General features: G+C 71.0%; 13 protein-coding genes, 1 tRNA gene and 1 pseudogene. 4 read left to right on the top strand and 11 right to left on the bottom strand.

Going from position 1 to position 18,835, the window contains the following annotated elements:
• Nucleotides 1-175: 175 nt before the first annotated feature.
• Nucleotides 176-1,612: a pyruvate kinase gene (pyk, locus tag F3L20_RS23650; RefSeq protein WP_150156068.1), complete on the top strand. Its 1,437-nt coding sequence runs from the start codon at nt 176-178 to the stop codon at nt 1,610-1,612.
• A 16-nt stretch (nt 1,613-1,628) separates the two neighbouring features.
• Here the strand turns inward: pyk and F3L20_RS23645 are convergent.
• Both F3L20_RS23645 and F3L20_RS23640 read right to left on the bottom strand, forming a co-directional pair.
• A pseudogene (locus F3L20_RS23645) lies at nt 1,629-2,371 on the bottom strand (transposase).
• Nucleotides 2,372-2,477: 106 nt separating this feature from the next.
• Nucleotides 2,478-2,552 (bottom strand) — tRNA-Leu (locus F3L20_RS23640).
• Nucleotides 2,553-2,652: 100 nt separating this feature from the next.
• On the opposite strand from F3L20_RS23640, the gene F3L20_RS23635 reads away from it, so the two are divergent.
• Nucleotides 2,653-3,309 (top strand): ANTAR domain-containing response regulator, encoded by a 657-nt coding sequence (locus F3L20_RS23635; protein ID WP_145825239.1) that lies wholly within the window; start codon nt 2,653-2,655, stop codon nt 3,307-3,309.
• 71 nt (nt 3,310-3,380) lie between these two features.
• Here F3L20_RS23635 and F3L20_RS23630 read toward each other — a convergent pair whose 3' ends face one another.
• The 8 genes from F3L20_RS23630 to F3L20_RS23590 form a co-directional block, all read right to left on the bottom strand.
• Nucleotides 3,381-4,097, bottom strand: coding sequence for an ABC transporter ATP-binding protein (locus tag F3L20_RS23630; RefSeq protein ID WP_145825238.1), 717 nt, complete (start codon nt 4,095-4,097; stop codon nt 3,381-3,383).
• On the bottom strand, nt 4,094-5,152 hold the full coding sequence (locus F3L20_RS23625) for an ABC transporter ATP-binding protein (protein WP_150156067.1): 1,059 nt from the start codon (nt 5,150-5,152) through the stop codon (nt 4,094-4,096). Before F3L20_RS23625 ends, F3L20_RS23630 begins: the two co-directional genes overlap by 4 nt.
• A 5-nt stretch (nt 5,153-5,157) precedes the next feature.
• Nucleotides 5,158-6,984 (bottom strand): branched-chain amino acid ABC transporter permease, encoded by a 1,827-nt coding sequence (locus tag F3L20_RS23620; protein ID WP_150156066.1) that lies wholly within the window; start codon nt 6,982-6,984, stop codon nt 5,158-5,160.
• Nucleotides 6,985-6,989: 5 nt separating this feature from the next.
• A complete protein-coding gene (locus F3L20_RS23615) occupies nt 6,990-7,922 on the bottom strand; it encodes a branched-chain amino acid ABC transporter permease (protein ID WP_150156065.1) in 933 nt (310 codons plus the stop codon).
• Between the two features lie 112 nt (nt 7,923-8,034).
• On the bottom strand, nt 8,035-9,270 hold the full coding sequence (locus F3L20_RS23610; protein ID WP_150156064.1) for a branched-chain amino acid ABC transporter substrate-binding protein: 1,236 nt from the start codon (nt 9,268-9,270) through the stop codon (nt 8,035-8,037).
• An 892-nt stretch (nt 9,271-10,162) separates the two neighbouring features.
• Nucleotides 10,163-10,588: a hypothetical protein gene (locus F3L20_RS23600; protein ID WP_150156062.1), complete on the bottom strand. Its 426-nt coding sequence runs from the start codon at nt 10,586-10,588 to the stop codon at nt 10,163-10,165.
• 202 nt (nt 10,589-10,790) lie between these two features.
• Nucleotides 10,791-11,273, bottom strand: a complete 483-nt coding sequence (locus F3L20_RS23595) for a PaaI family thioesterase (RefSeq protein WP_145825231.1) — start codon at nt 11,271-11,273, stop codon at nt 10,791-10,793.
• A 60-nt stretch (nt 11,274-11,333) separates the two neighbouring features.
• On the bottom strand, nt 11,334-13,622 hold the full coding sequence (locus F3L20_RS23590) for an FdhF/YdeP family oxidoreductase (RefSeq protein ID WP_150156061.1): 2,289 nt from the start codon (nt 13,620-13,622) through the stop codon (nt 11,334-11,336).
• Nucleotides 13,623-14,210: 588 nt separating this feature from the next.
• On the opposite strand from F3L20_RS23590, the gene polA reads away from it, so the two are divergent.
• The gene (polA, locus tag F3L20_RS23585) at nt 14,211-16,937 is read left to right on the top strand and encodes a DNA polymerase I (RefSeq protein WP_150156060.1); all 2,727 of its coding nucleotides are present in this window, start codon (nt 14,211-14,213) and stop codon (nt 16,935-16,937) included.
• A gap of 439 nt (nt 16,938-17,376) precedes the next feature.
• Nucleotides 17,377-17,814, top strand: coding sequence for a hypothetical protein (locus tag F3L20_RS23580; RefSeq protein WP_206338817.1), 438 nt, complete (start codon nt 17,377-17,379; stop codon nt 17,812-17,814).
• Here F3L20_RS23580 and F3L20_RS23575 read toward each other — a convergent pair.
• Nucleotides 17,732-18,595 (bottom strand): DUF4184 family protein, encoded by an 864-nt coding sequence (locus tag F3L20_RS23575; RefSeq protein WP_150156059.1) that lies wholly within the window; start codon nt 18,593-18,595, stop codon nt 17,732-17,734. The genes F3L20_RS23580 and F3L20_RS23575 overlap by 83 nt on opposite strands.
• Between the last annotated feature and the right edge of the window lie 240 nt (nt 18,596-18,835).

Raw genomic sequence — 18,835 nt, 5'->3', positions numbered from 1 at the left:
ACACGTCGACCCGGAACAGACCCCCCAGGTTGCGATCCGGTGACCGGCACCCCGCACGCTCATCGGAGCGGCCCCGCGCACACTTCAACACTTGTCAAAAGCCCTTCACCCACACGCCGTTGGGTGGTCACGCGCCACCAAATCACTACCGGCAAGTAGGGCCTAGGGTCGCACCATGCGCCGAGCGAAAATCGTCTGCACCCTCGGGCCCGCGACGGACACGTACGACCAGATCAAGGACCTGGTCGACGCCGGAATGGACGTGGCCCGCTTCAACCTCAGCCACGGCGAGCACGCCGAGCACGAGGAGCGCTACCGAAGGGTGCGCAAGGCCGCCGACGAGACCGGCCGCAGCGTCGGCCTCCTCGCCGACCTTCAAGGCCCGAAAATCCGCCTGGGCCGCTTCGCCGAAGGCCCGGTACTCCTCGAACGCGGCGACACCTTCACCGTCAGCGTCGAGGACGGCGTCGAAGGCGACCGCCACCTCTGCGGCACCACCCACGCCGGCCTCGCCGACGACGTCACCCCGGGCGAACGCATCCTCGTCGACGACGGCAGGGTCACCCTCGAGGTCACCGCCGTCGACGGCCCCCGCGTACGCACCACCGTCGTCGAGGGCGGCGTCGTCTCCGACCACAAGGGCCTCAACCTCCCCGGCGTCGCCGTCTCCGTCCCCGCCCTCTCCAAGAAGGACGAGGACGACCTGCGCTGGGCGCTGCGCACCGGATTCGACGTCGTCGCCCTCTCCTTCGTCCGCAGCGGACGCGACGTCAAGGACGTCCACCGCATCATGGAGGAGGAAGGCCGCCGGCTCCCCGTCATCGCCAAGATCGAAAAGCCCCAGGCCGTCGACAACCTCGACGAGATCGTCGCCGCCTTCGACGGCATCATGGTCGCCCGCGGCGACCTCGGCGTCGAGATGCCCCTCGAACAGGTACCGATCGTCCAGAAGCGCGCCGTCAAGCTCGCCCGGCGCAACGCCAAGCCGGTCATCGTCGCCACCCAGATGCTCGACTCGATGATCGACAACGCCCGGCCCACCCGCGCCGAGGCCTCCGACGTCGCCAACGCCGTCATCGACGGCACCGACGCCGTCATGCTCTCCGGCGAGACCAGCGTCGGCAAGCACGCGATCGAGACCGTCCGCACCATGGCCCGCATCGTCGAGGCCGCCGAGGAGGACATCCTCGCCCGCGGCCTGCCGCCGCTGACCGAACACAACAAACCCCGCACCCAGGGCGGCGCGGTCGCCCGCGCGGCCGCGGAGATGGGCGACTTCCTCGGCGCCCGCTTCCTCGTCGCCTTCACCCAGTCGGGCGACACCGCCCGCCGCCTCTCCCGCTACCGCTCCCCCATCCCCCTCCTCGCCTTCACCCCCGACCCGGCCACCCGCTCCCAGCTCACCCTCACCTGGGGCGTCGAGACCTTCCTGGGCCCGCACGTGGACTCCACGGACGCGATGGTCGACCAGGTCGACGAACTGCTCCTGAGGTACGCCCGCTGCGCCGAGGGCGACACGGTCGTCATCACCGCCGGCTCCCCGCCCGGTGTCTCCGGCTCCACCAACCTGGTCCGCGTCCACCACATCGGCGAGGACGACAGCCCGAAGTGACGGCACCGGGCCCCGGTCAGTACTTGGGGCCCACGTGGAGATCCATGAGGGCGACGGACGCCTTGCGGGCGATGGAGATGTTCCGGGTCCCGGCCCAGGCCCATTCGACGCCCACCCGGTCGAGTGCGGAGGTGAAAAGACCGGTGATGTCGGCCGACAGATTGGTGAAGAAGTACCGCGGGTACGTGTGGCATCTGCGCTCACCGGCCACCACCCGAGTCGCCCAATTGACGGTGCGGCAGCCGTCCGAATGGATCAGGCCACGGATGAACTCCCACGGGTGGGCGTCGACAATCGTCTGCTGCCAGCCCGCGAGCACGATGTCACGCACGTGCTTCTTCCCGGGCCCGTGCTGGGGAACAGCGCGGGCCAGTGCCGCGAATAACTCGTCACCATCCGGCAGCCCTGCTTCGGTACGAGAGAGACCTTCGCGCCCGGGCGCACCCTGGTGATGGCCTCACGGCACTCGTCGATGAGGCCGGGCCACGCGTCCGCGCAGGCGATCCGCAGGTAATGGCCACCGCGCGGGTGGGCGCTGATGCATCCGTCGCCCAGGTAGAGGCCCAGCAGGTACGCGTACGCGCGTTCACAGGCGGGGGGACCGAGGTGGTGAGATTCCGGGGTGGGGGTGGCGTCCGGACGGTTCCGCCAAGCACGGAGCGCGGAGCGCGAAATCCCGGTCTCCCGGCTCACGGAACTCACACTGCGGCCCTGATCCACCAGTGCCAGAGCACGTCTGCGGGTGCTGATGTCGTACATAGGGCCACGATCGCCGGAGAGTCGCATCCGGACCCGGTGAAACAGCGGGATTCAGGCGAACGGGGAAATCCGCTATCCGTGTCAGCCTTGAGATCGAAGGAAAAAGTGCCCCAGGTGGGATTCGAACCCACACTGTCCGCTGTTTGAGAGCGGCCTCTCTAACCAGTTGGAGTACTGGGGCCTTCGAAAGCAAGGGGTGCGGCGCCCCCTCGCGCCCCTACCTTACCGCAGCTAGGTAGGCTCTTGGCAGCAGAGTTCTGCCTCGCACCAAGGAGCCCACGTTGAGCGCCCCCGAGTCGCCCCAGCCCGCAGACGTGCCCGACGACGACAAGTCGCACGTGCCGCCGATGACGACCCGCGTCGTCATCGCCGAGGACGAGGCACTGATCCGGCTCGATCTCAAAGAGATGCTCGAGGAGGAGGGGTACACGGTCGTCGGCGAGGCCGGCGACGGTGAGCAGGCCGTCGAGCTGGCGCGCGAGCACCGCCCCGACCTGGTGATCCTAGACGTCAAGATGCCTAAGCTGGACGGCATCTCCGCGGCCGAGAAGATCGCCGAGGAGTCCATCGCCCCGGTGCTGATGCTGACCGCGTTCTCGCAGCGCGACCTGGTGGAGCGGGCCCGGGACGCGGGTGCGATGGCGTACCTGGTCAAGCCGTTCAGCAAGAGCGACGTGGTGCCCGCGATCGAGATGGCGGTGTCGCGGTTCACGGAGCTGAAGGAGCTGGAGCGCGAGGTCGCCGACCTGAGCCAGCGTCTGGAGACGCGCAAGCTGGTGGACCGCGCCAAGTCGGTGCTGCAGACGCAGTACGGGCTGACGGAGCCGGCGGCGTTCCGGTGGATCCAGAAGACGTCGATGGACCGGCGGATGTCGATGCAGCAGGTCGCGCAGGCGGTCATCGACGACGCCGAGGAGAAGAAGGCCGCGAAGGGTTAGCACCGGCCGGTGGACGACGACGAAGGTCCGCGCCCCCCCACGGCGGGGGGCGCGGACCTTCGTCGTGCGGCTCAGTCCTCGCCGAGGTAGGCCTTGCGGACCGACTCGTCGTGGAGGAGGTCCCGGCCGGTGCCGGACAGGACGATGTTGCCGACCTCCATGACGTGGCCGTGGTCGGCCAGCGAGAGGGCGGCCTGGGCGTTCTGCTCGACGAGCAGGATGGTGGTGCCCTGGGACTTCAGCTCGGCGATGGTCGCCATGATCTTCTGCATCATGATCGGCGACAGACCCATGGAGGGCTCGTCGAGCATGAGGAGCTGCGGCCGGGACATCAGGGCCCTGCCCATGGCGAGCATCTGCTGCTCACCGCCGGAGAGGGTGCCGGCGGCCTGCTTGCGGCGTTCCCCGAGGATGGGGAAGAGGTCGTAGGCGCGCTGGATGTCCTGCTCGATGCCCGTCTTGTCGCTGCGCAGGAAGGCACCGAGGCGCAGGTTGTCCTCGATCGTCATGCGCGGGAAGATGTGCCGCCCCTCGGGGGAGTGGGCGAGCCCGAGAGAGACGATCTTGTGGGCGGGGATCTTCTTCAGCGACCGGCCGTTGAACTTGATCTGGCCGCCGACCGGCTTGAGGAGCCCGGAGAGCGTGCGCAGGGTGGTGGTCTTGCCGGCGCCGTTGGTGCCGATGAGGGTGACCACTTCGCCGGCCTCGACGCTGAACGAGATGCCCTTGACGGCCTGGATCTTGCCGTAGGCGACTTTCAGGTCCTCGACCTCGAGGAGTGCGGTCATCGGTCGTTCTCCTTGCCGGGCGCGGCGTCGGTGGTGGCCTCGGCCTCCGTCTGCGCCTGTGCTCCTGTCTCGGCGTCCGTGTCGGCGTCGGCGCTCGCTTCGGCGTCCGCCTCGGCGGCGTCCGTGCCGGCGTCCGCCGGCCCGGTGCCGGCCGTGCCGGCGGGCGCCTGGGGCCGGCCTGCCGCCTGGGCCGCCGCCTCGGCGGCCTCGACCTCGGCGACCTCCGCGGCACCGGGGTCGTCCGCGAGGGGCTCCCCGATGTACGCGGCGATCACGCGCTCGTCGCCCTGGACGGTCGCGGGGTCGCCCTCGATCAGCTTCTCTCCCTGGACGAGCACGGCGACCCGGTCGCAGAGGTTGAAGATGAACCGCATGTCGTGCTCGATCACGAGGACCGCGGTGCCCTGGTCGCGGATGGCGAAGATGAGTTCCTCGGCCGCCCGGGTCTCCTGGGGGTTCATGCCCGCGGTGGGCTCGTCGAGGAGCAGCAGCCCCGGCTCGCTGGCGAGGGCGCGGGCGATCTCCAGCTTGCGCTGTTCGCCGTAGGGGAGGTTGCGCGCGAGGTGGTCGGCCTTGTCGGCGAGGCCGACGAACTCCAGCAGTTCCATGGCCCGGGCGCGGGAGGCGGCCTCGGCCTTGTGGAAGCCGGGTCCGCGCAGGACGGCGGACCAGAAGCCCTCCTTGGTGCGGGTGTGCCGCCCGACGAGCACGTTCTCCAGGACCGTCATGTTGGCGAACAGCCGGATGTTCTGGAAGGTGCGGGCGATGCCGGCGGCGGTCACCTTGAAGGACTTGGGCGGCAGCACCTTGTCCCGGTAGCGGACCTCGCCCTCGGTCGGGATGTACAGCCCGGTGAGGCAGTTGAAGAAGGTGGTCTTGCCGGCGCCGTTGGGGCCGATGAGACCGACGATCTCGCCGCTGCGGACGGTGAGGTCGACGTCCCGGACGGCGGTGAGGCCGCCGAACCGCATGGTGACGCCGCGGGCGTCGAGGACGACGCTGCCGGGGTCGGACGCGCCCGCGGCGGTGTCCTTGGTGGTGGTGTCGGTGGTCATGGTGGTCAGGCCCCCGTCTTGCTCAGGACTGTGGGCGCGTCGGCCTCTTCGTGGAACTCCAGCTGGCGGCGGCGGTTGGGGATGAGGCCCTCGGGGCGGAAGCGCATCAGCAGGACGAGCGCGAGACCGAACGCGAGGAGCTGGTAGTCGCCCAGGAACTGGAGCTTGTTGGGGATCAGGAAGAGCAGCGCGGCCCCGATGAGGGGTCCGGCGATGGTGCCCATGCCGCCGAGCACGACCGCGGCGAGCAGGAAGGCGGAGTTGGGCGGGGTGGTGCCGGCGAACAGGTACTGCTCGGGGGTCACGGTGTAGGTGACGTGTGCCTGCACCGTTCCGGCGAGGCCGGCGAGGGTGGCGCCCACGGCGAAGGCGATGAGCTTCACCCGGAAGCCGTTGATGCCCATGGCGAGGGCGGCGGTCTCGTCCTCGCGGATGGCGACCCAGGCGCGGCCGATGCGGGAGTCGCCGCTGCGCCGGAAGACGAGGACGACGACGGCCGTGATGACCAGCATCAGGAAGAAGTAGTTCGCGAACCGGCCGATGGTGAAGCCCGCGATGTCGTGCTGGATGCCGAGGTCGAAGCCGAGGATGTTCAGGTCCGGGATGGACGCGATGCCGTTGGAGCCGTTGGTGAGGTCCGGTCCGGAGGTGCCGTCGGTGTTGTTGACGGCGATGCGGAAGATCTCACCGAAGCCGAGGGTGACGATGGCGAGGTAGTCGCCGCGCAGCCGGAGTGTCGGCGCGCCGATCAGCACACCGAAGATCAGGGAGGCGGCGGCGCCGACGAGCACGGCGGCCCAGAAGGGGAAGTGCACGCCGAACGGCGAGCTGGGGGAGCCGGAGACGAGCGCGGCCGCGTAGGCGCCGACGCCGAGGAAGGCGACGTAGCCGAGGTCGAGCAGGCCGGCGAGGCCGACGACGATGTTCAGGCCCAGGGCGACGGTGGCGAAGATGAGGATGTAGACGCCGAGGGTGGCGTACTGGTCGTCGGTCTGGGTGAAGGGGAACGCCGCCGCCGCGATGAACGCGCCGCAGACGGTGATGTTCTGGTGGCGTGCGCTGATCTGGGAGGCGTGGGCGATCAGGCCGGAACGGTTCAGCGCGCTGAAGCCGAAGCCGGCGGTGATCAGGAAGCCGACGAACAGCTCGTCGTACTCGGTGCCGATGCCGTAGGTGAAGACGACCAGGGCGAGCGCCAGGATGCCGACGATGACGAGGATCTCGGCGTAGGACGGCAGGGTGCGCACGGGGCGTGGGCTGCCGGATGAGAAGGCGGCGCGGAGCACGGCCATGGCGTGGCCGGCGTCGTGCTTGAACTGCTCCCAGCCGGTCTCGTCGGGGTCGATCGGGTCGGGCTCGGGCCGCTCGAAGGGGAGGGCCAGGGCGCCGAGGAGGGCTATGAGCGTGGCGGCGGCGACGAGGTAGCCGCCGGGCTCGAGGTTGACGACACCGCCGAGTTCGGTGCTGATGGAGACGACGGTGTACCAGGCGGTGGCGAAGGTGCCGAGGACGGCGTACTTCACGGCCGCGTCGGCGCCGGCCGGGGTGAGCCAGCCCAGTCCCTTGACGCCGTAGGAGGCGAGGCAGAACAGCGTGGCGAGGGCGCCGCCGACGAGGACCAGGACCTGCAGTCCGCCGGGGTAGCCGTAGACGGTGAGGTCGCCGGGGAACTCGGCGGTCCAGGTCCAGGCGAGGAAGGTCGAGACGACGGCGAGGACGCTGCCGCCGGTGGCGAGGGCGCGGCCGAGGTGGGCGGGGATGCCGATGAGCCCGGAGGGGGTGCCCGGGGCGGGTGCGGCCACGGTCTTGGATGCGGTGGTCTGTGTGGTCATCGGTGTCACGCCCTGTCCGCAACGCGCTCGCCGAGCAGGCCCTGTGGCCGGAACAGGAGCACGAGGATGAGGAGGATGAAGGCCCAGACCTCGGCCCAGGACTGGCTGCCGAACTTGTCCAGGCCGGGGATGTCCGCGATGTAGGCGGTGGCCAGGGTCTCGACGACGCCGAGGACCACACCGCCGATCATGGCCCCGTAGATGTTGCCGATGCCGCCGAGCACTGCCGCGGTGAAGGCCTTGAGGCCGAGGATGAAGCCCATCTTGAAGTCGATCTGGCCGTACTTCAGACCGCTGGCGACGCCGCCGACGGCGGCGAAGACGGCGCCGAGGGCGAACGCGATCACGATGATGCGGTCGGTGTTGACGCCCATGAGCTTGGCGGTGTCCGGGTCCTGCGCGGTGGCCTGCATGCCGCGGCCGGTGCGGGTGCGCATCACGAAGTAGGCCAGGAAGGCCATGCTGATGGGCGCGGCGACGAGCAGGAAGATGTCACCGGTCTGGATGGTGGCGCCGCCGATGCTGAAGGGGCCGCCCTCGATCTGGGGGAAGGGCAGCTTGGACTTGGCCTCGGGGTAGAAGGCCCAGACGGCCTGCTGGAGCGCGAGGGAGAGTCCGATGGCGGTGATGAGCGGGGCCAGACGGGGGGCGCCGCGCAGCGGGCGGTAGGCGAACCGTTCCGCTCCGATGGCGACCAGCACCGAGACGATCATGGCGCCGAGCAGCATCAGCGGCAGGGCGACCCACATGGAGGTGCCGTCGGGCAAGACGTACAGGTGCACGGTGATGGCGCCGAAGGCGCCGACCATGAAGATCTCGCCGTGGGCGAAGTTGATGAGCTGGACAATGCCGTAGACCATTGTGTAGCCGATGGCGACCAGGCCGTACATGGATCCCAGTAGCAGGCCGTTGACCAGCTGCTGCGGCAGTTCGTTCACCGCATGTCCTCCGAGACTTTCGGAATGTTCGACGGATGGGCCGGAACCGGGTCCGCGCGGGGCGCCAGTGGAACAGCGCCCCGCGCGGCCCGTGTGAGTGGTGCGGGGGTGATCAGCCGGTGAAGGTGCCGGACTTGACCGTGGCCCAGTCGCCGCCCTTGACGGTGTAGACGGTGAGCTGCTTGTTGGTCGCGTCACCGAACTCGTCGAAGGAGACCTTGCCGGTCACGCCGTCGAAGGAGACGTTCTGCATGGCGTCGACGACCTTGGAGCGGGCGTCGTCGGGGAGCTTGCCGTCGTTGTCCTCGACGACCTTCTTGACGGCCTCGATGATCGCCCAGGCGGAGTCGTAGGAGTAGCCGCCGTAGGCCTCGTAGGCCTCCTTGTAGCCCTCGGCCTTGTAGTTGGCGACGAACTCCTTGGCGGACGGCAGCGTCTCGACGGGCGCGCCGACGGAGGTGGCGAGGTCGCCGGTGCCGGCGGCGCCGGACAGCTTGATGAAGTCGGCGCTGTAGATGCCGTCACCGCCGACCAGCGGGATCTTGGCTCCGGCTTCCTTGATCTGCTTGCTCAGCGGGCCGGCCTGCGGGTACTCGCCGCCGTAGTAGACGACGTCGGCGCCGGAGTTCTTGACCTTCGTCGCGACGGCGCTGAAGTCCTTGCTCTCCGGGTTGATGTGCTCGGTGCCGACGACCTGGCCGCCGAGCTTCTTGAACTCCTCGGTGAAGGTGGCGGCCAGACCGGCGCCGTAGGTCTTCTTGTCGTCGATGACGAAGACCTTCTTCTTCTTGGCGTCGTTGTAGACGTACTGCGCGGCGAACGGGCCCTGGATGGCGTCCGTGGTCGCGGTGCGGAAGTACGACTTGTACGGCCGGGTCTTCTCCTTGGCCCAGTTCACACCCTGGGTGAGGGCGGGGTTGGTGTTGGCCGGGGAGACCTCGACGAGCTTGGCGGTGTCGAAGACCTTCTGCATCGACTCGCCGACGGAGGAGTTCAGCGGGCCGACGACACCGAGCACGTCCTTGTTGGCGACGAGCTTGGTGGCGTTCTGCTGGCCGACGGAGGCCTGGCCCTGGTCGTCGAGGGCCTCGATCTTGAAGGTGACGCCCTCGACGTACTTCTCCTTGTTGGCGGTCTTCGCGGCGAGGTCCACGGAGTTCTTGATGCCGAGGCCGAGCGCGGAGAGGTCACCGGTCAGCGGCGCGTCGACGCCGATGACCACGGTGGTGCCACCGTTGCCGGAGTCCGAGCTGCCGCCGCCGTCGTCGTCGCGTGAGCCGCAGGCGGTGAGGGTGAGTGCACCCGCCGCCAGGGCGGCGGTGATGGCGATGAGCGAACGTTGACGCACGATCCAGTCCTTTCCCCTGACAGCCGCTTCCCGGTGGAAACGGCCGAGTCGAGCGCTGGGCCGAGTGAGAATCAGGCGGCGCGGTGACTGGCCGTGACTCTAAGCGTGTGTGGGGAATGCGGAGGAGACTCTGGCCAAGGCTGTGACGCTCTTGTTATGACACGACGTATTGCAGAGCGGTACTGAGTGGGGGGAAGAGCAGAATTCCCGCCGTTTTGCCCTGTCCGCATGGTGAGAAACCGCAGGACTCGGTGGGGGCGGTTCAGGTGTATCAGGCGTTTTGCTGATTACCGGAATTCGTTGCTGCAGGCTACCTGCAGGGCCCGGGAGAGGTCCTGTGCGTACCGGGCTCCCAGGATGAAGCTGTGCACCTCCTTTGCGTGCGTGTTACGCAGTGTTACATCCAGGAAAGGGAGTCCGGCGTTCCGTGGCACTTTCCCGCATTCCGTCACCTCCGCGGTCACGGTGATCTTGCGTGGCGATCCGCTTTTCACCCCGAAAGGGATGGTCGGGGCGGTGGTGAGAGTCAGGCCCGCGTAGGGCTGGGAAATGCGCAGAACGGTCACCGGAGGGCCGGATTCCATGAATGTTTGTATTGTGAACTCAAAAGTTCGCGCCGTCCCCTGCGAGCCTCTGACCTGCATGTCCAGGTACGTGAAGGCGGTCACCTGGCTCGGAAACGGGGGGTCGGGAGGCGGCTCGGGGCGCGGCCGCGTGAGGTACAGGGACGTGCCGCCCGCCAGGACTGCCGCGGCGAGAAAGGCGCCGGCCACGGTCCTGCGGCGCCGGGGCGACCAGCGCGGGAGGAACACGTGCCGGGCGTCGGGGGCGGGGTCCGTGTCCCGGACGTGCGTGTCCCCCTCCGGCTCCACGGGGCCGACCCCGCTCCCGCTCATCGCCAGGGCCTCTCGCCGGGCCCGCCGCCCCGGTACCACGCCTCGCATCCCTGGCGCGCCTGACGGTCGATCAACGCGTCGGCGTCGTCCGTCCCTTGGCGCCGGGCGGCCCGGGCGGCGTCCACCACCTCGCGCAGGATCTCGTACTGGCCGCCGGACATCCCCATGGACTGGTAGTCGCCGTACCCGCGGCCGTCGAGCACCTCGCGCGACCAGTGGCCGACGATGTTCACGCACAGGTCCACGTCGGACGTCACCCGGGGTGACGGTGACGCGGGGCCGGGCGTCGCCGAGGGGGTGCCGTGAGCCTCGCCCGGGCCCGCCGCGCCGCACCCGGCCACGGCCACCGTCAGGCCCGCCGCGAGCGCGGCCAGCACAGGCACACCGAACGCCCCCGGCCGAGAGGTGCTGCACCGTCCCATGCCCCGAACGCTAAGGCGCCCGCCGGCCGCAGGCAATGGCGGCGACGGGCGCGGTGCGGCAGGGGGTCACGGGGAGCGGTGCGTGCGGGGCGGCCGGTGCGGGTCGCGGGGGCGCGGTGCGTGGTGACGGGGGCGCCGTGCCTGGCACCGCGCCCCCCGCATCGCCAACCCCCGTCAACAGGCGGCCTGTTCCGCGTCGCCGTCAGCCGGCGGCCTTCTCCGCGTCGCCGGGCCGCACGTCCCGCAGCAGGCAGGTCAGCCGGGCGGTGCACACCCGCTTGTCCGCCTCGTCGGTGATCACGATCTCGTACGTCGCCGTGGACCGCCCCCGGTGCACCGGGGTGGCGACCCCCGTGACCAGACCGGAGCGGGCGCCGCGGTGGTGCGTGCAGTTGAGGTCCACCCCGACCGCGATCTTGGTCACCCCGCCGTGCAGCATCGAACCCACCGACCCCAGCGTCTCCGCCAGCACGGCGGACGCGCCGCCGTGCAGCAGGCCGTAGGGCTGGGTGTTGCCCTCCACCGGCATCGTCCCGACGACGCGCTCCGCCGACGCCTCCGTGATCTGCACGCCCATCCTCGTGCCCAGGTGGCCCGCCGAGAACAGCGCCCGGAGGTCCACACCGAGCGCGGCGTACTCGTCGATGACCTCCTGCGGGAACTTCACCTGCTGCGGCTCTCCCATGGGCCCGGCTCCAATCGTCGTGCGTCGGTACGTCGGTACGTCTGTGTGCTGAGCGAACGCTCAGTCGGTCGCCGATTGTTCCAGACGCACCACGACCGACTTGCTGGCCGGGGTGTTGGAGGTGTCCGCGGTGGCGTCCAGCGGCACCAGCACGTTGGTCTCCGGGTAGTACGCGGCGGCGCAGCCCCGGGCCGTCGGGTAGTGCACGACCCGGAAACCGGGCGCCCTGCGCTCCACGCCGTCCTTCCACTCGCCGACCAGGTCGACGTAGGCGCCGTCCGCCAGCTCCAGCTCCCGCGCGTCCTCCGGGTTCACCAGCACCACCCGTCGGCCGTTCCTGATGCCCCGGTAACGGTCGTCGAGACCGTAGATCGTGGTGTTGTACTGGTCGTGCGAGCGCAGCGTCTGCAGCAGCAGCCGCCCCTCGGGCAGGTGCGGGTGCTCGACCGGCGCCGCGGTGAAGTTGGCCTTGCCCGTGGCGGTGGGGAAGCGACGCTCGTCGCGCGGGGCGTGCGGCAGCGCGAAGCCCCGGGACGCGCCACGCGCGCGGGCGTGCGGCAGCGCGAATCCCCGACGCGACGCGCGCGTTGAAGTCCCGAACCGCGCGATGCGGTAGTCCTTCTCGAACTCCTCCCACGGCACCTCGTCCTCCGCGCCCAGGACGCGGCGGGCCAGCCGGCACACGATCGCCGGCTCCGACAGCAGGTGCCGGCTCGCCGGTTCGAGGCGCCCGCGCGAGGCGTGCACCATGCCCATGGAGTCCTCCACCGTCACGAACTGCTCGCCACCCGCCTGCAGATCGCGCTCGGTGCGGCCCAGCGTCGGCAGGATCAGGGCGCGCGCCCCCGTGACCGCGTGCGAGCGGTTCAGCTTCGTCGACACGTGCACCGTCAGCCGGGCCCGGCGCATCGCGGCCTCGGTGACCTCCGTGTCGGGGGAGGCGGAGACGAAGTTGCCGCCCATCGCGAAGAACACCTTCGCCTCGGCGTCACGCAGCGCGCGGATCGCCCGTACGACGTCGTAGCCGTGCTCGCGCGGCGGAGCGAAGCCGAACTCCCGCTCCAGGGCGTCCAGGAACGCCGGCGCGGGCCGCTCGAAGATGCCCATGGTGCGGTCGCCCTGCACGTTGGAGTGACCGCGCACCGGACACACGCCCGCGCCCGGGCGGCCGATGTTGCCCCGCAGCAGCAGGAAGTTCACGATCTCGCGGATCATCGGTACCGAGTGCTTGTGCTGGGTCAGGCCCATCGCCCAGCAGACGACGATCCGCTCCGACTCCAGGACCATCCGCAGGAACCGCTCGACGTCCTCGCGCGCCAGACCGGTCGCGGTGAGCGTCGGGTCCCAGTCGGCGGCGCGCGCCGCCTCGGCGAACTCCTCGAAGCCGTGGGTGTGTTCGCGGACGAACTCCTCGTCGACCGCGCCCGGAGTGTCCAGGATCAGCTTGTTGAGGAGACGGAAGAGGGCTTGGTCGCCACCGATGCGGATCTGCAGGAACAGGTCGGTCAGCGTGGTGCCGGCGGTGAGGCCCTTGGGCGTCTGCGGGTTCTTGAAGCGCTCCAGGCCCGCCTCGGGCAGCGGGTTGACGCTCACCACGCGCGCGCCGTTCGCCTTGGCCTTCTCCAGGGCGGACAGCATGCGCGGGTGGTTCGTGCCCGGGTTCTGCCCGGCGACCACGATCAGGTCCGCCTGGTACAGGTCCTCCAGCAGGACGCTGCCCTTGCCGACGCCGATCGTCTCGGAGAGCGCCGAGCCGGACGACTCATGGCACATGTTGGAGCAGTCGGGCAGGTTGTTCGTCCCCAGCTTGCGCGCGAAGAGCTGGTAGAGGAACGCGGCCTCGTTGCTGGTGCGGCCCGAGGTGTAGAAGACGGCCTCGTCGGGGGACGACAGCGCGGTCAGCTCCTCGGCGACGATGTCGAAGGCGCGCTCCCAGCTCACCGGCTCGTAGTGGTCGGCCCCCTCCGGGAGGTACATGGGGTGGGTCAGCCTGCCCTGCTGCCCCAGCCAGTAGCCGCTGCGGCGGGCCAGGTCGGACACCGGGTGCGCGGTGAAGAACTCCGGGGTGACCCGGCGCAGCGTGGCCTCCTCGGCCACCGCCTTCGCGCCGTTCTCGCAGAACTCCGCCTTGTGCCGGTGCTCCGGCTCGGGCCAGGCGCAGCCCGGGCAGTCGAAGCCGTCCTTCTGGTTCACGCTGAGCAGCGTCAGCGCCGTGCGCCTCACACCCATCTGCTGGTGGGCCATGCGCAGCGTGTGGCCGATCGCGGGAAGTCCGGCGGCCGCCCGTTTCCGCTCGGCCACCTGCGGCGCGTCCTGAACCGGGTCACCCTGGGGCGGCTTCGTTGCCATCGCGCACTCCTGTTCACGCACACGTGTGAGGTGGATCTCTCCGATCCTCGCACGGGGAGGGGCGGGGCCTACGGTGCGGTCCGGTGGGGGTGGGGTGGGGGTAGGGGTGGGGAGCGTCCGACGTCTGCTGCGCGGGGTTCTGTCCGGTGGGGGTGCGCGCCGTGCCTGCGGTGGGTGGGTGTGCGGGGACGGGGTGGGGGCGGTCGTCCTCGGTCCGGCGCGATGAGGCCGCCCGGAGAGGTCAGGGTGCGGACGCGCCGGCCGCTGCGGGCGCCCACCCCCACCCCGTCCCCTCCCCGCCGTACGCGGCTACGCCGACACCGGTGGCCCGGGCGGGCGGCTGGTGGCGGGCGGTGGGCGGTGGGCGGTGGGCGGTGGGCGGTGGGCGCAAGTCTTGCCCACTGCGGGCAGTCGTGCCTCCCCCAGTGCCTTGAGGGCCTGGGAGGTGCCCCCAGGGCGATGGGGGTCCCCCGCTCGAGCCGAGCCGAGAGTGGGGGAGGGTGGGCGCGGCGGCATCCCGTAAGCGCCGGGCTGCGCGACCCCCGGCGCCGGCACCCGGTGTCAGTGGGGCGTGGCAGGATCGGACCTGTGGCAGAGACAGCATCGAAGAAGACCGACCAGACCTCCGGCGGGCCCCGCCCGCGCCTGATGCTCATGGACGGGCACTCACTGGCGTACCGCGCGTTCTTCGCGCTGCCCGCGGAGAACTTCACCACCGCGACGGGCCAGCCGACGAACGCGATCTACGGCTTCGCGTCGATGCTCGCCAACACCCTGCGTGACGAGGCGCCCACGCACTTCGCGGTCGCCTTCGACGTGTCCCGCAAGACGTGGCGGTCCCAGGAGTTCACCGAGTACAAGGCGAACCGCTCCAAGACCCCGGACGAGTTCAAGGGCCAGGTGGAGCTGATCGGCGAACTGCTCGACGCGATGAACGCGCCGCGCTTCGCCGTCGAGGGCTTCGAGGCGGACGACGTCATCGCCACCCTCGCCACCCAGGCCGAGGCCGAGGGCTTCGACGTGCTGATCGTCACCGGCGACCGGGACTCCTTCCAGCTGGTCTCCGACCACGTGACGGTGCTGTACCCGACCAAGGGCGTCTCCGAGCTGACCCGCTTCACCCCGGAGAAGGTCTTCGAGAAGTACGGACTCACGCCCGCGCAGTACCCGGACTTCGCCGCGCTGCGCGGCGACCCGTCGGACAACCTGCCCGGCATCCCCGGCGTCGGCGAGAAGACCGCCGCGAAGTGGATCAACCAGTTCGGTTCCTTCGCCGAGCTGGTCGAGCGGGTCGAGGAGGTCAAGGGCAAGGCCGGGCAGAACCTCCGCGACCACCTGGAGGCCGTCAAGCTCAACCGCCGGCTCACCGAACTGGAGCGCCGGGTGGAGCTGCCGAAGGGCGTGCCCGACCTGGAGCGCACCGCCTACGACCGCAAGGCCGTGGCGATGATCCTCGACACCCTGGAGATCAGGAACCCGTCGCTGCGGGAGCGGCTCTTCGCCGTCGACCCGGGCGCCGAGGAGGCCGACACCACCCCCGTCGTCACGGACGGCGTGGAGGTCGACGGCACCGTGCTGGGCACCGGCGAGCTGGCCGGCTGGCTGACGGAGCACGGCACCGGACCCCTCGGCGTCGCCGCCGTCGACACCTGGGCGCTCGGCACCGGTTCCGTCGCCGAGATCGCGCTGGCCACGGCGGACGGACCGGCCGCCTGGTTCGACCCGTCCGAGCTGGACGAGGCCGACGAGCAGGCGCTGCGCGCCTGGCTCGGCGACGCCGCCCGGCCCAAGGTGTTCCACAACGCCAAGCGCGCCATGCGGGTCTTCGCCGAGCACGGCTGGGTGATCGAGGGCGTCACCATGGACACCGCGCTCGCGGCCTACCTGGTCAAGCCGGGCCGCCGCTCCTTCGACCTGGACGCGCTGTCCCTGGAGTACCTGCACCGGGAGCTGGCGCCCGCCGCCGCTCCCGACGGGCAGCTGGCCTTCGGCGCGGACGACGGCGCGCAGGCGCAGTCGCTGATGGTGCAGGCGCGCGCGATCCTCGACCTGGGCGAGACCTTCGAGGGCCGCCTGGCGGACGTGGGCGCGTCCGACCTGCTGCGCGACATGGAGCTGCCCACCTCGGCCCTGCTCGCCCGCATGGAGCGGCACGGCATCGCGGCCGACCGGGCGCACCTGGAAGCCATGGAGCAGATGTTCGCCGGTGCCGTGCAGCAGGCGGTGAAGGAGGCGCACGCGGCGGCGGGACACGAGTTCAACCTGGGCTCGCCCAAGCAGCTGCAGGAGGTCCTCTTCGGCGAGCTGGCCCTCCCTAAGACGAAGAAGACCAAGACCGGCTACACCACGGACGCCGACGCCCTGGCCTGGCTGGCGGCCCAGACGGACAACGAACTCCCGGTGATCATGCTCCGTCACCGTGAGCAGGCCAAGCTGCGGGTCACCGTCGAGGGCCTGATCAAGACGATCGCCGCGGACGGCCGGATCCACACCACGTTCAACCAGACCGTCGCCGCGACGGGCCGGCTGTCCTCCACGGACCCCAACCTGCAGAACATCCCGGTCCGCACGGACGAGGGCCGCGCGATCCGCCGCGGCTTCGTGGTCGGCGAGGGCTTCGAGTCCCTGCTCACCGCCGACTACAGCCAGATCGAGCTGCGCGTGATGGCGCACCTCTCCGAGGACGCCGGCCTGACCGAGGCGTTCACCTCCGGCGAGGACCTGCACACCACGGCCGCGGCCCAGGTGTTCTCCGTCGAGCAGTCCGCGGTGGACGCGGAGATGCGCCGCAAGATCAAGGCGATGTCCTACGGCCTGGCCTACGGGCTGTCCGCGTTCGGCCTCTCCCAGCAGCTGAACATCGAGGCGGCGGAGGCGCGCCAGCTGATGGACGCCTACTTCGAGCGCTTCGGCGGCGTACGGGACTATCTGCGCCGCGTCGTGGACGAGGCGCGGGCGACGGGGTACACGGCGACCCTGTTCGGCCGCCGCCGCTATCTGCCGGACCTCAACAGCGACAACCGTCAGCGCCGCGAGGCGGCGGAGCGGATGGCGCTGAACGCGCCGATCCAGGGCACGGCGGCGGACATCGTCAAGATCGCCATGCTGAACGTGGACCGCGCGCTGCGCGAGGCGGACCTGCGCTCCCGCATGCTCCTCCAGGTCCACGACGAAATCGTCCTGGAACTCGCCCCCGGTGAGCGCACCCAGGTCGAGGAACTGGTCCGCCGCGAGATGGCGTCCGCCGTCGAGCTGAGGGTGCCCCTGGGCGTCTCGGTCGGTGTCGGCCCGGACTGGGAGTCGGCGGCCCACTGACGCGAGCCGCCGCGGCCGGCGGCGGGGAAGGTGGGCCGATCGGGCGGGCGTCCGATCGGCCCGCCCCGCCGTGCGCGGGCGACGGCCCCGGCGGCCCCCGGCTGCAAGGTGGTCCGTACGGGCCGCTCGGCCGCGTGGTCCGTCGCCTGCCGGCCGCCGTGAGAATGCGGCGGAGGCGCTCCGAACCTCCGGCTGCGGGGGCGCCTGGCAGGTGGGTGGGGCGCCGGAGCCCGACCGGTCACCGGGTGTCTCGGACACCGGTTGGGCGTCGTGAGCCTTGGGCCTGGTGGCGAGCAAGCAGGGCTCCGTGGCGGGAGCCGGCATCCAAGCCGGGCGTCGTCCTGGCGGGCGGCGGGGCGTATGCCGGGCACGTGGGGGTTTCACCCGCGTGGCCCTCGCAGGGGAGCCGTCGGCGAGGTGGGCGGACAGCATGCCATGCATGGGTATACGCATGCTTCACCGCAGAGCGGCACCCCCGCGGGCCGGATCCGACGGACCCACCCCCAAGACGTTTCCGCCGGTCCCGGTCTTCGCGGCCGCCGCAAGTACCGCCCGCATCCCCACCGGTCTCACCACCGGACTCCGTGACGCCGCCGCACACCTCGGCCGCCGCCTCACCGACGGCCGCTGGAGAACGGGCCGCACCCCCACCGCCCCGGGCCGGGGGACCGAGCAGCCACCGTGGCGGCTGTGGGCCGAGCTGGCCCGCGCCTACCTCACCCTCGTCCTCACCCTGCTGCCCCGGCCCCGCCCGGTCCGCACGGTCACCGTGTTCGTCGCCGCGAGCGAGACGCTCAGCGTGCGGCCGTACGGTCCGGCCGCCGCGTATCCGCGTCCGCAGGGCCCTCCGTGGCCGGGGCCGGACGCCACGCCCTGACGGCCACGGCGTAGACCGGCAGCGCGAGGACCAGCCCCGCGCCCGCGCCGAAGCACACGGTCGGAATCAGCTCGTAGGGCTTCGCGACGGAGCCCCAGTGGGCCCACCACCGCGAAGCCCGCAGCGCCGCCGCCACGAGCGCGCAGCCGCCGATCAGCGCGAGCGCCCTCCACCGGTCGCCCGTGGACAGCACCGGCACCCCCGAGGCCCCCGTGGCCGCGGGGACCGCGCGGCGCACCGCCCGCGCCACGAACAGCGCGACCACCACCGCGGCCACCGCCGAACTCCCGTACTGCGCGTACCAGTACACCGGCGACCCCCCGATCTCCTCGCCCAGCACCGGGACGAGCCGCGTCCCCCACCGGTCGTGATGGGTGAACGCGTCCCAGACCACGTGCGTCGCGACCCCCAGCACCGCCGACACGTACCAGCGCGCCACCAGGGAGGGCCGTACGCGCGCCCGGGGCGCACCGCACCGCGTCAGCGCCGCCACCCGCCCCTGGCGCGCCCGCGGCAGCAACGCCACCAGCGGCTCCCGCACCAGCAGCCACAGCCCCACCAGCACCCAGGCGATGACCACGTCGACGGTGAACACGCCCCAGGCCGCGTGGGTCACGTCACCGAACTCCATGGCCCCCGGCACCGCACTTGCCGCGTAGTAGGTCATGTCGGGTGCGAAGCTGCCCGCGACCAGCACGGCCGGGACCAGTGGGCCCCGTCCGCCTCCGTCGGTGCGGACGGCGGGCAGGACCGCCGCCGCGTGGCTGAGTGTGAACGGCAACGGGACTCCTCGCGGCAGGGGTTGGCCGGGACGGTCGGCGGGCGCGTCGGCCGGCGGCCCCGGTGATCGGCGCACCCAGTATTCGGCAGAGCGCGCCGCCACACCGCGGACCTGGCCGTCGAAGAGATGGCCAACCGGTGAATATCGGGCAGCAACGGGTGTCCGCGCAAAGCAAGTTGTCGTAGGGTCGCGAGGGTCGCCGAGCCGGTGGCGCACAACAAGGCAACCGGCGGGGCGCAC

Source organism: Streptomyces tendae, from assembly GCF_008632955.1.
Taxonomy (GTDB): domain Bacteria; phylum Actinomycetota; class Actinomycetes; order Streptomycetales; family Streptomycetaceae; genus Streptomyces.
Note: the sequence above shows the minus strand (reverse complement) of the source record. Positions and strands in the feature narration are given on the sequence as shown.

Bases quoted from the DNA above. Each gene is read 5' to 3' on its own strand.
- F3L20_RS23595 (WP_145825231.1), bottom strand. From the start codon at position 11,273: ATGGGAGAGCCGCAGCAGGTGAAGTTCCCGCAGGAGGTCATCGACGAG.
- F3L20_RS23630 (WP_145825238.1), bottom strand. From the start codon at position 4,097: ATGACCGCACTCCTCGAGGTCGAGGACCTGAAAGTCGCCTACGGCAAG.
- F3L20_RS23620 (WP_150156066.1), bottom strand. From the start codon at position 6,984: ATGACCACACAGACCACCGCATCCAAGACCGTGGCCGCACCCGCCCCG.
- pyk (WP_150156068.1), top strand. From the start codon at position 176: ATGCGCCGAGCGAAAATCGTCTGCACCCTCGGGCCCGCGACGGACACG.
- F3L20_RS23580 (WP_206338817.1), top strand. From the start codon at position 17,377: ATGGGTATACGCATGCTTCACCGCAGAGCGGCACCCCCGCGGGCCGGA.
- F3L20_RS23590 (WP_150156061.1), bottom strand. From the start codon at position 13,622: ATGGCAACGAAGCCGCCCCAGGGTGACCCGGTTCAGGACGCGCCGCAG.
- F3L20_RS23625 (WP_150156067.1), bottom strand. From the start codon at position 5,152: ATGACCACCGACACCACCACCAAGGACACCGCCGCGGGCGCGTCCGAC.
- F3L20_RS23600 (WP_150156062.1), bottom strand. From the start codon at position 10,588: ATGGGACGGTGCAGCACCTCTCGGCCGGGGGCGTTCGGTGTGCCTGTG.